This is a genomic window from Rothia sp. L_38 (assembly GCF_050689125.1).
In the GTDB taxonomy this organism is placed as follows: Bacteria; Actinomycetota; Actinomycetes; order Actinomycetales; family Micrococcaceae; genus Rothia.
Map to the genome: position 1 here is coordinate 47,669 of NZ_JBOEQD010000004.1, position 12,873 is coordinate 60,541.

At 62.5% G+C, this 12,873-nt stretch carries 10 protein-coding genes and 1 tRNA gene; 10 read left to right on the forward strand and 1 reads right to left on the reverse strand.

Features of this window, described 5'->3' with window-relative positions:
• Positions 1-29 precede the first annotated feature (29 nt).
• Together ACRCJM_RS03885 and ACRCJM_RS03890 are read left to right on the forward strand one after the other, a co-directional pair.
• Positions 30-425 (forward strand): hypothetical protein, encoded by a 396-nt coding sequence (locus ACRCJM_RS03885; RefSeq protein WP_431463877.1) that lies wholly within the window; start codon positions 30-32, stop codon positions 423-425.
• Between the two features lie 4 nt (positions 426-429).
• Positions 430-1,419 carry a GNAT family N-acetyltransferase gene (locus tag ACRCJM_RS03890; protein ID WP_431463878.1) on the forward strand — a complete coding sequence of 330 codons (990 nt, stop codon included), beginning with the start codon at positions 430-432 and terminating at the stop codon, positions 1,417-1,419.
• A 229-nt stretch (positions 1,420-1,648) separates the two neighbouring features.
• Here the strand turns inward: ACRCJM_RS03890 and ACRCJM_RS03895 are convergent.
• A tRNA-Arg gene (locus ACRCJM_RS03895) sits at positions 1,649-1,721 on the reverse strand.
• A 121-nt stretch (positions 1,722-1,842) separates the two neighbouring features.
• On the opposite strand from ACRCJM_RS03895, the gene ACRCJM_RS03900 reads away from it, so the two are divergent.
• From ACRCJM_RS03900 to prmC, 8 genes are all read left to right on the forward strand, one after another.
• Positions 1,843-2,757 (forward strand): alpha/beta hydrolase fold domain-containing protein, encoded by a 915-nt coding sequence (locus tag ACRCJM_RS03900; RefSeq protein WP_431463879.1) that lies wholly within the window; start codon positions 1,843-1,845, stop codon positions 2,755-2,757.
• A 10-nt stretch (positions 2,758-2,767) separates the two neighbouring features.
• Positions 2,768-4,429: an arginine--tRNA ligase gene (gene argS, locus ACRCJM_RS03905; RefSeq protein ID WP_431463880.1), complete on the forward strand. Its 1,662-nt coding sequence runs from the start codon at positions 2,768-2,770 to the stop codon at positions 4,427-4,429.
• Positions 4,430-5,914, forward strand: coding sequence for a diaminopimelate decarboxylase (gene lysA, locus ACRCJM_RS03910; RefSeq protein ID WP_431463881.1), 1,485 nt, complete (start codon positions 4,430-4,432; stop codon positions 5,912-5,914). It begins immediately after the preceding gene.
• Positions 5,915-6,099: 185 nt separating this feature from the next.
• Positions 6,100-7,386, forward strand: a complete 1,287-nt coding sequence (locus ACRCJM_RS03915; RefSeq protein ID WP_431463882.1) for a homoserine dehydrogenase — start codon at positions 6,100-6,102, stop codon at positions 7,384-7,386.
• A gap of 12 nt (positions 7,387-7,398) precedes the next feature.
• Positions 7,399-8,415, forward strand: a complete 1,017-nt coding sequence (gene thrB, locus ACRCJM_RS03920; RefSeq protein ID WP_431463883.1) for a homoserine kinase — start codon at positions 7,399-7,401, stop codon at positions 8,413-8,415.
• Positions 8,416-8,734: 319 nt separating this feature from the next.
• Positions 8,735-10,831, forward strand: coding sequence for a transcription termination factor Rho (gene rho / locus ACRCJM_RS03925; RefSeq protein WP_431463884.1), 2,097 nt, complete (start codon positions 8,735-8,737; stop codon positions 10,829-10,831).
• A 15-nt stretch (positions 10,832-10,846) separates the two neighbouring features.
• Positions 10,847-11,929: a peptide chain release factor 1 gene (gene prfA / locus ACRCJM_RS03930; RefSeq protein ID WP_431463885.1), complete on the forward strand. Its 1,083-nt coding sequence runs from the start codon at positions 10,847-10,849 to the stop codon at positions 11,927-11,929.
• A 2-nt stretch (positions 11,930-11,931) separates the two neighbouring features.
• The gene (gene prmC, locus ACRCJM_RS03935; RefSeq protein WP_237206345.1) at positions 11,932-12,855 is read left to right on the forward strand and encodes a peptide chain release factor N(5)-glutamine methyltransferase; all 924 of its coding nucleotides are present in this window, start codon (positions 11,932-11,934) and stop codon (positions 12,853-12,855) included.
• The last annotated feature ends 18 nt before the right edge of the window (positions 12,856-12,873 follow it).

Sequence of the window (12,873 nt, forward strand, 5' to 3'; positions counted from 1 at the left end):
CTGGGAGGGAGCGCTGAAAGGAGTAGTCAATGACGAAAGCACTCTATCTCACCCTGGTCGCGGCTTTTGGTGCCTCAATCAGCGGCGTCATCGGCCTGTTGCGGGCCTTCGTGCTCCCAGAGCAAGAAATGACGCCCTATCTCATTGGTATGACGATTGGGGCAGTCGCCCTGACTTTCATCAGCCTAGCTGCCCTGCGCTTCCCTGGCCCCAATCTTCACCTGATTTATCGTCGACAGTTTACGGCTCACCCCTCCGGGGCCTTCCTGCTGGGCGCGGTGTTCGGGCTAGGGATTGGTCTGCCCCGCATCGACCCGCAGGACTTTATCTTCGATGCTATCTTCTCCCTCTGGTTCGCCCTGGCCATGGGCGCAATAGCAGCAGTCTGGGTTGCCTTCCGTCGGCCTGCTCCTGATCTAAACTAGGCACATGGAGCTACGCTACTGGGCGCTCACCGACGCCCCTGACCTTTACTCGATTCACCGCACATCATCAGGCCTCGAACGGCAGATGCCAGCCCTCATCAGCGAAGAGGACGCCCGCAACCTCATCGAAACCAGCTACCTACCGGCTGAAAACCGGGCTATATTCTGCCTCAGCGACGAGGGGCTGCCCGCAGGGCTCATCGGGCTGAACTTCACGACCCGCAGCGATACCGGAGCCTGGGACAGGGCCTGGGTCTACTACTGGATATCCGACCCCTACCGCGGGCAGGGCTACACCAAAGCTGCCCTTACCGCCGTCTGCAACTGGGCCTTAGATGAAACCAGCCCGGCACCTACCTCGCCTGCCCTCGATACCGGTCTGCTGGCGTCCTTGCCTTCACCGCGTCTCCGCCGCCTAGAGCTGGGCTACCGCGCCAACAACCCCGCCAGCGGAGCCGTTGCCGCTGCGGCGGGCTTCCAGATTGAAGGAATCGAGCGAGAAAAATTCCTCTACGCCGGGCAGACCTACGACGCGGTTCTCGCCGCTAGGCTTCGTAAGGACGGACACGCCCCGGCCAGTCTGCGCGGTCACCAGGGCAATTGCCGCCCCGGCTTCCACCATGTAGAACTCTGGACCGAATCTTTGGAAACAACCCTGCCCTCCTGGGCCTGGCTCACCCAGCAACTAGGGTGGACGCCCTACCAGGAGTGGTCCAGTGGAATCTCCTGGCAGGCTCCCGACGGCTCTTACCTCGTCCTCGAAGAATCACCCGATACCACCGGCCCCCATAACCGCACCCACGCCGGTCTCAACCACCTGGCCTTCACAGTGCCGTCCACGGCCTTGCTCGATAAGCTCCGTAGTGAGGCTACCAGCCACGGCTGGAGTGAACTCTTCGCAGACCGATACCCGCATGCAGGCGGCCCCGACCACTACGCCCTCTACCTTGAAAACAAGCAGGGGTTTGAAGTGGAACTCGTCGCCCCAAACTAACCCGCACTTAGTCTGAAAACCCCGCAACTAGTTGCGGGTAAAACAGAATAAATGCGGGGAAGAAGGCGGACGCCGGGCACAAATAGAAAAGACCTGCCAGCGCTTCGCGCATTCTGGCTCCGCTTGTTTTAGCCGGCTAAAAGGCCCCACTGGGGCCTTTCTTCACGCCGGGCACAAAAAGAGAAGGTATGCCAGCGCTTCGCGCATTCTGGCATACCTTCTCTTTTTGTGCCCTCGAAAGGATTCGAACCTTCGACACCCAGCTCCGGAAACTGGTGCTCTATCCACTGAGCTACGAGGGCAACACTGAACCTTCACAATAGATAGTGAAACTCAGACCTGATTACTCTATCAGAAACCCCGCCCCACAACACAAACCGATTACAGTAGGAACAAAGACCAGCGCACCGAAGGGCTGAATCAATGACCACATTCACCGGCAACTACGCGGGAACAAGCCACCCATCCCAGACCTTTGACTTCTACCCGCCCAGTGCACCCACCGGTGAACACCACCCCGTGCCCCTACTCATCTACGTCCACGGCGGAGCCTGGCGATTCGGCGATAAATCCTCCTTCCTGCTAGCTGATAACGGTCTACACCGCGTCCGCGAACGCTTCGCCCACGCGGGCTACGCCACAGCCTCCATCAACTACCGGCTCAGCCACGAGGCCCTCTTCCCCGCCCAAATCAACGACCTCAAAACAGCCATCCGCTACTTCAAAACCAGGGCCGAAGACTTCGGAATCGACCCCAACCGTATCGTCCTCGCAGGTGGGTCAGCGGGCGGGCACCTGGTCCAGCTAGCCGCCGCCACCGGCCACCTGAACGAGCCCTACCTCGAAGGCCTCTCAGCCAGTGCGCTCGCTGCCCGCACCATCGCAGGTGAGTCGGATTCGTCCGTCCGCTGTGCCGTCTCAATCTACGGGGTCAGCGACCTGCGCACCATCTTCGATGACCGCGTGGCCTGGGGCTTCCCCTACGACCACCCCGAGGACGACGGCGCCGAATGGCGGCTACTCGGCTCCACCTACCCCGCCCCGACAGGCACCCCAGCAGAGATCAACTGGGCCAAAGCCCACCCCATCGACTACGTACAAGAAGCCCAGAGAACCGGCGACCGAACCCACGCCCCGGTCTACTACATCCACGGCACCGCAGACACCTGCGTACCGCCCAATCAGTCCGTCGAGGCCCACCGTGCCCTCTCAGCCGCCGGAATCGCCACCGAACTCACCCTCATCGGGGGAGCAGAGCACTCCGACCCGGCCATCTACGCCAGTGAGAGCACCTGGGAACATATCATTCGCTGGGTAGGTGAACAGCTCACCCTGTAGACTTGACCCTATGACTCCCGAAGAACTCTCAAGTGCAATTGACGGCGCGCTGACCGCAGCGTTCGAAGCCGGCGAACTGACCCTGACCGACGGCGAAACCGCCCCCTCTGTGCGCGTAGAGCGCCCCAAGAACCGCGACCACGGCGACTGGGCCACCAACATCGCCCTGCAGATTTCTAAAAAGGTGGGGAAGAACCCCCGCGAGGTAGCCCAGATCCTGGCTGCCCGAATCACCGAGATTGCCGGTGTGGCAAGCGTCGATATCGCTGGCCCCGGCTTCCTCAACATCACCCTGGACGCCGCTGCGGCGGGTGAGCTGGCCAAGACTATCGTCGAGCAGGGCTCAGCCTTTGGCACCAACGACACCCTGGCCGGCCAGACCATCAACCTGGAGTTCGTTTCCGCTAACCCCACCGGCCCCATCCACCTGGGCGGTACCCGTTGGGCCGCTGTGGGTGACTCCCTGGCCCGTATCTTCATCTCCCAGGGCGCCAAGGTCGTGCGTGAGTACTACTTCAACGACCACGGCAACCAGATTGACCGCTTTGCTCGCTCCCTGCTGGCCCGTGCCAAGGGTGAGGAGGCTCCCGAGGACGGCTACGGTGGCGAGTACATCACCGATATCGCCAACCGGGTGCTTGAGGTTCGCCCCGACGCCCTTGAGGCCGAAGACCCCCAGGAAGTTTTCCGCGCTACCGGTGTTGAATTCATGTTTGAGGACATCAAGGCGTCCCTGCACGACTTCCACGTCGATTTTGATGTCTACTTCCACGAGAATTCCCTCTTTGAAAATGGCAAGGTAGACGAGCTGCTTGAGAAGCTCAAGGAGTCCGAGAACCTCTACTTCAAGGACGGCGCCTGGTGGCTCAAGTCCACCGACTTCGGCGACGACAAGGACCGCGTGGTTATCAAGTCTGACGGCAATGCCGCCTACATCGCCGGTGACATCGCCTACTTCCAGGACAAGACCAAGCGCGAAGAGAACCCCGCTGACTTGGCGATCTACATGCTGGGTGCTGACCACCACGGCTATGTAGCCCGCCTCAAGGCCGCTGCCGCTGCCCTGGGCGATGACCCCAACATGGTTGAGGTCATGATCGGCCAGATGGTTAACCTGGTCAAGGACGGTACGCCCGTGCGTATGTCTAAGCGTGCCGGTACCGTCGTGACCCTGGAAGACCTGGTTGAAATCGTGGGTGTGGATGCAGCCCGTTACTCCCTGACCCGCTACTCGGTTGACTCCAACATCGATATCGACCTGGATCTGCTGACCAAACAGTCCAACGAGAACCCGGTCTTCTACGTGCAGTACGCCCACGCCCGCACCTGCGCTATTGCCCGCAATGCTGAGGCAGCCGGCGTCACCACTGACTCCGTCGATACCTCCCTGCTGAACTCAGAGGCAGATTCAGCCCTGCTGGCTGCCCTGGGCCAGTTCGCCGGTGCCGTCAAAGAAGCCGCTGACTTCCGTGAGCCCCACCGCGTGGCCCGCTACCTGGAAACCCTGGCCGGTGCCTACCACCGCTGGTACGGTGTCTCCCACGTTGCCCCCAAGGGCGATGAAGAGGTCACCGACCTGCACCGCACCCGCCTGCTGCTGAACAACGCTACCCGCCAGGTATTGGCCAACGGCCTGGGCCTGCTGGGTGTGAGCGCACCGGAGAAGATGTAAATGGGCTTAGAAGCCGCACTGTTCAAGCCCGGCTGGCTGACCTACCCGTCCGCCCCGGCCGACCTCGACCCGGTGATTTGGATGCCCTCCTTCACCCGCTCCGAGAGTGGCGAGCTTGAGGTGGACGGCACCCCCGTCAGCCGCCTGGTAGCCGACTTCGGCACCCCCGAGTACGTTTTTTCTGAGACCACCTTCCGCGCCCGCGCCGCTGAGTTCCGTTCCGCCTTTGAGACGGCTTTTGAGAAGCACGGGGCTGAGGTCTCGGTCTACTACGCCGGGAAGTCCTTCCTGGCGACTGCCGTGGCCAAGTGGGCTGAGGAAGAGGGCCTGTGCCTTGATACCGCGAGTGGCGGTGAGCTGGCGATTGCCATGCGGGCCGGGGTACCCGGTGCGAAAATCGCCCTGCACGGTAACAACAAGTCGGCGGGCGAGATTGCCCGCGCACTGCGCTACGGGGTAGGACGCCTGGTGGCCGACTCGGTGCCCGAGGTGCAGCTGATTGCGAAGGTAGCAGCCGAGTTGGGCGTCACCGCCCCGGTCATGCTCCGCGTGACCCCCGGCGTCCACGCCTCGACCCACGACTACATTGCTACCGCCCACGAGGATCAGAAGTTTGGTCAGTCTCTGGCAGCCGGTACCGCGCCGCTGGCAGGTCTGTCGCTTGAAGAGCTGGCCGAGCTGGGAATTACCGCAGATGATGCCTACGCTACCGTGGCTACCGCTCTGGCCCTGGCCAGCGAGCACATTGACCTGCGCGGTTTGCACTGCCATATCGGCTCCCAGATTTTTGAGGCCGAGGGCTTCGGTAAGGCCGCTGAGAAGGTGCTGACCTACATGCAGCAACTCAACGAGCGCTTTGGCGTGGTGCTGCCCGAGATTGACCTGGGTGGCGGCTACGGTATCGGCTACACCGAGCAGGACACCCCGCGCGGTTCTGCCGATATTGCTACCGAGCTGGCTGACATGGTCTCTAAGACCTGCTCCAACGTGGGTATGGCTATACCTCACCTCTCCTTTGAGCCGGGGCGTTCCATCTCGGGCCCTTCGGGTATTACCCTCTACACGGTCGGTACCATCAAGGACGTGGCGATTGAGGACGAGAACGGGGACACCCGCGTGCGCCGCTACGTCTCGGTCGATGGCGGCATGAGCGATAATCCCCGCCCGGTACTCTACGAGTCCGATTACGCCGTGACCTTGGCCAACCGGGCCCCGGAAGGGGAACAGATTCTGTCTCGTGTGGTGGGTAAGCACTGCGAATCTGGCGATATCGTGATTCGTTACTGCTACCTGCCAGCTGACCTGGCAGCGGGCGATATCCTGGCTGTTCCGGCCACCGGCGCCTACAACCACGTCATGGCTTCCAACTACAACTACCTGACCCGCCCGCCGGTGATCGCAACGGCAGCAGATAAGGAACCCCGCGCCATCATCCGCCGCGAAACCGAAGAAGACATGCTAGCCCGGGACCTGGGCCTGGTCTAGGCTTTGTCATCAGGACGCCGCCCCGCACCTTGGCTGTTAAAGGGCAGGGGAGTGGGGCGGTGGCGTCCTGTCATAAACCACTCCGTGAGAAATGTAGGTTCATAGTCTGAGTTGTGCTCTCTCAACCGCTAGCATGGTGAGCGTACCCCTGAACCTACATTTCCCATCTACGTCAGGAGACGCTCTTGGGCAACACCACCATCAAAGTAGCGCTACTGGGCGCCGGTAACGTCGGCTCACAGGTAGCCCGCATGCTGACCGAAGACGCTGAGTCATTGCAAGACCGCATTGGTGCACCGGTTGAGCTGATTGGTATTGCCGTGCGCGATACCTCAGCCAAGCGCCACTATGAGGCTGCACCCGAGCTCTACACCACCGATGCTGAGGCACTGATTGACGCCGCCGATGTGGTGATTGAACTGACCGGCGGTATCGAGCCTGCCCGAACCCGCATCCTGCGCGCCCTGACCGCCGGCAAGTCGGTGGTATCGGGTAACAAGGCCCTGCTGGCTAAGCACGGTGTAGAACTGGCTGCTGCCGCAGCTAAGAGCGGGGCCCAGCTCTCCTACGAGGCTGCGGTTGCCGGTGCTATCCCCATCCTGCGCCCCCTGCGCGACTCTCTGGCCGGTGACCAGATCACCCGCGTGCTGGGTATCATGAACGGCACCACCAACTACATCCTGGACCAGATGGACACCACCGGCGCCCAGTTCACCGACGCCCTGGCCGAGGCCCAGCGCCTGGGCTACGCCGAAGCTGACCCCACTGCCGATATCGAGGGTCACGACGCCGCCTCGAAGGCCGCAATCGTTGCCTCCCTGGCCTTCCACTCTGACTTCACCATCGACGACGTTCACTGCGAGGGCATTACCTCCATCACCGCCGACGACGTGGCGGCAGCCGCTGCCGACGGCTACGTCATCAAGCTCCTGGCGGTCTGCGAAAAGGACGGCGAGGGCGTCAACATCCGCGTGAACCCCACCCTGGTGCCCCGCACCCACCCGCTGGCGTCCGTCCACGGTGCTTTCAACGCTGTCTTCGTGCAGGCTGAAAACGCCGGTGAGCTTATGTTCTACGGCCCCGGCGCAGGTGGCGCTCCCACTGCCTCCGCGGTACTGGGTGACTTCGTTTCCCTCTCTCGCCGCCTGGTGCTCGGTGGCCCCGGCATCCCCGAGTCCTCCCACGCTAACCTGGTGGCAACCCCCATGAACGACGTTGTCTCCCGCTACTCTGTGGGTATCGTTGTGGAAGACAAGCTGGGTGTTCTGGCCAACATCGCCCGTATCTTTGCCGAGCACGGAGTCTCTATCGAGACCATGCGCCAGGCTAAGGGCACCGGCGACGGCACCAGCGCCTCCATCCGTATCGTCACCCACCGCGCCACCGACGCTAACCTGCGCAAGACCATGGCCGTGGTGGACGCCCTCGATACCGTCCGCGACATCACCTCCGTTATCCGTGTAGAAGGCTAAATACCGATTCTTATGTCACTTCCCATGATCGACGGCTCAGACGAGCCCTTCGTCCAGCCCGATGTAATCCCCGTTGGCGCGCGCGTGACCGTCAAGGTCCCGGCCTCTTCAGCCAATCTCGGCCCCGGCTATGACTCTCTCGGTCTGGCCCTGGCCCACTATGATGACCTGACGGTCACCCGCGTGCCCGGGGTGGGGGAGTTGACCTTCGATCTCACCGGTGAGGGGGCGAGCGAGGTTCCGCAGGACGCCAGCCACCTGGTTATCAAGGCCATGGTGACTGCCTGGAAGGCGGTGGGGCTTTTTGAGCTACCCTCCCTGCACGTTCAGGCCCATAACCGCATCCCGCATTCTCGCGGTATGGGGTCATCCGCTTCAGCCATCGTGGCCGGCGTGACCGCAGCGAACGGCCTGCTCCCCGCCGAGCTCCAGCTTGATGACGAGGCCGTACTACAGATTTGTTCGGGCATGGAAGGCCACCCCGATAACGTGGCCCCCTCCCTCTATGGCCACGTTGTGATCTCCTACGGGGACGACTCGGGCTGGCACTCCCTGCCCGTACCGGCCCACGAGAACGTACTGCCGGTCATCGCAATTCCTGACTACGAGGTGCCGACCAAGGTAGCCCGCGGCCTCATCCCCGAGACCGTTCCCCACCGGGAAGCCGCCGCCAACTCCGGTCGTGCGGCCCTGCTGACCCAGGCACTGGCGTCCTACCCCGACTACCTGCTGCCCGCAACCAGCGACCTGCTGCACCAGTCCTACCGCGCCGTTGCCATGAAGCCCTCGGCAGCCTTGGTCAAGTACCTGCGCGGCAAGGGTTTTGCCGCGGTGATCTCGGGGGCAGGCCCCACCGTCATGGCCCTGGCCAACGGGGCGGACGAACGCGCCCGAGTTCGCGAAGCCATTGAGGCCTTCGCCACCGAAAGCGAGCCTAATCAGCACGAGAGTCGGGCTGTAAGCTGGCGGGTGCTCGATATCGATATCGACACTAAAGGTGTTATGCTTACTTATGAGGAAACCGCCTAGCGCGCTCCAGCACTATTTGTGCCCGGGCTCGCCTGTGTTGGCCTCATCCCACGGTTTGGCAGGTCTGTAGAAGCCTCAGCAGGTTCAACCGTTCATTTACGTCTTTCACTGAACTAGTGGGGGCGTTCCCTTGCCGGTATCCCGTCAGCTACCGTTTGGTGCAGCCGGGCGCCCGAACCCGGGTCACCTGATACTCTCGCTTTCCCAGCGACAGCGTCACCTGACCCCTGAAACTATCACTCGCCCGCTCTGGGCATGGCGCATCTGTTGCGCCAGAACAACCCGCGAAATCAACGACATTTCGAGAGAAGGAATCTTCGTGGCAGAAAACACCGACCTGACCGCAGGTACGGAGGCCGCAGCAGCGGCTGAGCAGAAGTCCCCCAGTCTGAGCACCCTCAAACTCGCTCAGCTCCAGTCCCTGGCTTCCCAGCTAGGTATTACCGGCGCCCGCCGCATGCGTAAATCAGACCTGGTTGAGGCTATTTCAGCCCACCAGCGTGGCTCAGCTGTAGCCGACCGTCCTGCTGAAACCGCAGATCAGGCAGAGAAGCCTAAGCGCACCCGTACCCGCAAGACCGCAGCCGAGAAGGCTGCCGAAGCAGAAGCTCCCGCCGAGGCTCAGCCTGAGGCAGAGAAGCCCAAGCGCACCCGCACCCGCAAGACCGCAGCTGAAAAGGCTGCCGAAGCAGAGCAGCCCAAGGGGCAGGACGCCGCCGAAGCCGCTGACGCACCTGCTGAAGCTACTTCTGAGAAGCCCGCTACTAAGCGTCGCGGTAACCGCCGCGCCACCAGCTCAACCGTAGCTGCTGAATCCCAGAAGGAAACCAAGCCCGATACCTCTGCCCTTGAGGCGGTTGAAGCTGCCCTTGACGGTCTGGAGTCTCAGAAGGCTGCCCGCAATGAGCAGAACGAGGGCGAAGAGGGTGCCAAGCGCACCCGTACCCGCACCCGTACCGACCATCGTCGCAAGAACGAGGGCGAGAACGTCGATTCTGCCGAGCAGAACGACACTACCGCTGAGAACGGCGAGAAGAACGAGCGTTTTGAGCGCAAGAACCGTCGTGACCGCAACGACCGCGATAACCGTCAGGACCGCGGCGATAAGCAGGATCGCGAGAACCGCGACCGCGGCGGCAAGAACGACCGCCAGAACAACAACGGCCCCGACGAAGACCGCCGTAACAACCGCAAGAACCGCCGCGACCGTCAGGCAGAGCGCCGCGAACGCCGTAACAACCGCCGCGACGACTACGAGCCCGAGATTAGCGAAGACGACGTGCTGATTCCCGTCGCCGGTGTGCTCGACGTCCTCGATAACTACGCTTTCGTGCGTACCTCCGGCTACCTGCCCGGCACCAACGACGTTTACGTTTCCCTGGCCCAGGTCAAGCGTTACGGCCTGCGCAAGGGCGACGCTGTGGTCGGTACCATCCGTGCCCCCCGCGAAGGCGATAACAACAACCGCCAGAAGTTCAACGCCCTGGTACAGCTGACCTCCATCAACGGCCTGACCCCCGAAGAGTCCAAGGGCCGCCGCGAGTTCAACAAGCTCACCCCGCTCTACCCCAAGGAGCGCCTGCGTCTGGAGACCGATCCCAAGAAGCTCGGTACCCGCGTCATCGACCTGATTGCCCCCATTGGCAAGGGCCAGCGCGGCCTGATTGTGGCACCTCCCAAGGCCGGTAAGACCCTGATGCTACAGTCCATCGCCAACGCGATTACCACCAACAACCCCGAGGTTCACCTCATGATGGTTCTGGTGGACGAACGCCCCGAAGAAGTCACCGACATGCAGCGCACCGTCAACGGTGAGGTTATCGCCTCCACCTTTGACCGCCCGGCAGATGACCACACCACCGTTGCCGAGCTCGCCATCGAGCGTGCCAAGCGTCTGGTGGAGCAGGGCCGCGACGTCGTCGTCCTGCTGGACTCCATGACCCGCCTGGGCCGTGCCTACAACCTGGCAGCGCCCGCCTCAGGCCGCATCCTCTCCGGTGGTGTAGATGCAGCTGCCCTCTACCCGCCCAAGAAGTTCTTCGGTGCTGCCCGCAACATCGAAGAAGGCGGCTCACTGACCATTCTGGCGACCGCCCTGGTCGAGACCGGCTCCAAGATGGACGAGGTCATCTTCGAAGAATTCAAGGGTACCGGCAACATGGAACTGCGCCTTTCCCGCCAGCTGGCAGACAAGCGTATCTTCCCCGCCATCGACCTCAACGCGTCCTCAACCCGCCGCGAAGAGGCCCTGCTCTCACCCGACGAGGTCAAGATCATGTGGCGCCTGCGCCGCGTGCTGGCCGGCATGGACCAGGAACAGTCCCTGTCTGTTCTGCTCTCCAAGCTGCGCGAGACCCAGTCCAACGTCGAATTCCTGCTCACCGTTGCTAAGAGCGGCCTGGGCCACGGCGAATAAGGAAAGGACATCACCGTGATTGAATCTATCCAGGGTCTGCTCGACGAGCACGCAGACCTCCAGAAGCAGCTGGCTGACCCCGCCGTCCACGCTGACCAGGGCAAGGCCCGTAAGCTGGGCCGCCGCTACTCAGAGCTCAACGGCATCGTTGAAGCCTACAACCGCGTCAACACCCTGCGCGACGACATCGAAGCTGCCCGCGAGATGGCCGCCGAAGACCCCGACTTTGCTGACGAGGTCAAGGAGCTTGAATCCCAGCTGCCCGAGGCTGAAGAGAAGCTGCGCCGGCTGCTGATTCCCCGTGATCCGGACGACGGCCGCAACGTCATTCTCGAAGTCAAGGGTGGCGAAGGCGGCGACGAGGCCTCCCTCTTCGCTGCTGACCTGCTGCGTATGTACACCCGCTACGCTGAATCCAAGGGCTGGAAGACCGAAATGATTTCCTCCCAGACCACCGACGTGGGCGGCTACAAGGACGCCCAGGTAGCTATCAAGGGCACCTCGACTGACCCCGCGGAGGGCGTCTGGGCCCACCTCAAGTACGAGGGCGGCGTGCACCGCGTGCAGCGTGTTCCGGCGACCGAGTCCCAGGGCCGTATCCACACCTCAGCTGCCGGTGTGCTGGTCTTCCCCGAGGTCGATGAGCCCGAGGAAATCGAGATTAACCAGAACGACCTGAAGATTGACGTCTACCGTTCATCAGGCCCCGGCGGTCAGTCGGTGAACACCACCGACTCCGCTGTGCGTATTACCCACCTGCCCACCGGCATCGTGGTTGCTATGCAGAACGAGAAGTCACAGATTCAGAACCGTGAAGCTGCTATGCGCGTGCTCCGTGCCCGCCTGCTTGCCTGGCAGCAGGAGCAGATTGACGCCGAGAACGCCGAGAAGCGCCATTCTCAGGTGCGCACCATGGACCGTTCAGAGCGCATCCGCACCTACAACTTCCCTGAAAACCGTATTGCCGACCACCGCACCGGTTACAAGGCCTACAACCTGGATGCCGTACTCAACGGTGACCTTGAGGCTGTTGTGCAGTCCGCTATTGAGATGGACGAGGCTGCCCGCCTTGAGAAGCTCGGTCAGGAAGACAAGTAAGCGTGGCTGATTTTAGCCTGGAGCCCGGCGAAGAGCTTGATTCAGCCCTTCGCCGGGCTGCGCTCTATCTTGGCGCAGCCGGTATTGACTCAGCTGCGGTGGACGCGCAGCTTCTTGCCGCTTATCTACTGGAGAAGGACGCCGGTGAGCCGGTATCGCGGGGCCGTGTTCAGTCCCTGGCCCTGCTGGGACATCCGGCACCTGAGGGCTTTGCCCGTCTGGTGACCCTGCGCGGTGAGCGCCTGCCCCTCCAACACCTGACCGGCCAGGCCCACTTCCGGGGCCTGACCCTGTCGGTAGGGCCGGGGGTTTTTGTGCCCCGACCCGAGACCGAGCTGCTGGTGGAGCACGCCCTCACCGCCTACCGGGGCATGGCTGAGGCCCTGCCCGCCCAGCCCCTGGTGGTTGACCTGTGTACCGGGTCAGGTGCCATTGCAGCTGCCCTTGCTACCGAGCTAGCCGCAGATGAGCAGGTGCCGACCCCACGCGTCCTCGCCGTTGAACTCTCAACCGACGCTGCCGCCTGGGCCGAGCGTAACCTGGGCCCAGCCGGGGTGGAACTGGTAGCGGGCGACGCCCGCACGGCCCTACCCGGCTACGAGGGAACCGTGACCCTAGTGGCTTCCAACCCGCCCTATATCCCTGCCGGGGCAATTCCTAAAGATCCAGAGGTTCGCGACCACGACCCGGCCCTGGCTCTTTACGGCGGGGGAGAGGACGGCATGGAGCTACCTACCGCCATCGCAGCCCGAGCCTATGCTCTTCTTGCTCCCGGTGGCTACCTGATTATGGAGCACGCCGAAACCCAGCGGGAACTGATGCGGCAGGCCCTTGCCGCCGTCGGCTTTGAAGGTATCGAATCTATTGATGATTTCGCGGGTAAACCCCGTCACACCTCGGGCTATAAACCGCTACCAGGCACCTAAGAATGTGAAAGAATAATG

Bases quoted from the DNA above. Each gene is read 5' to 3' on its own strand.
- argS (WP_431463880.1), top strand. From the start codon at position 2,768: ATGACTCCCGAAGAACTCTCAAGTGCAATTGACGGCGCGCTGACCGCA.
- lysA (WP_431463881.1), top strand. From the start codon at position 4,430: ATGGGCTTAGAAGCCGCACTGTTCAAGCCCGGCTGGCTGACCTACCCG.
- thrB (WP_431463883.1), top strand. From the start codon at position 7,399: ATGTCACTTCCCATGATCGACGGCTCAGACGAGCCCTTCGTCCAGCCC.
- ACRCJM_RS03900 (WP_431463879.1), top strand. From the start codon at position 1,843: ATGACCACATTCACCGGCAACTACGCGGGAACAAGCCACCCATCCCAG.
- ACRCJM_RS03890 (WP_431463878.1), top strand. From the start codon at position 430: ATGGAGCTACGCTACTGGGCGCTCACCGACGCCCCTGACCTTTACTCG.
- ACRCJM_RS03885 (WP_431463877.1), top strand. From the start codon at position 30: ATGACGAAAGCACTCTATCTCACCCTGGTCGCGGCTTTTGGTGCCTCA.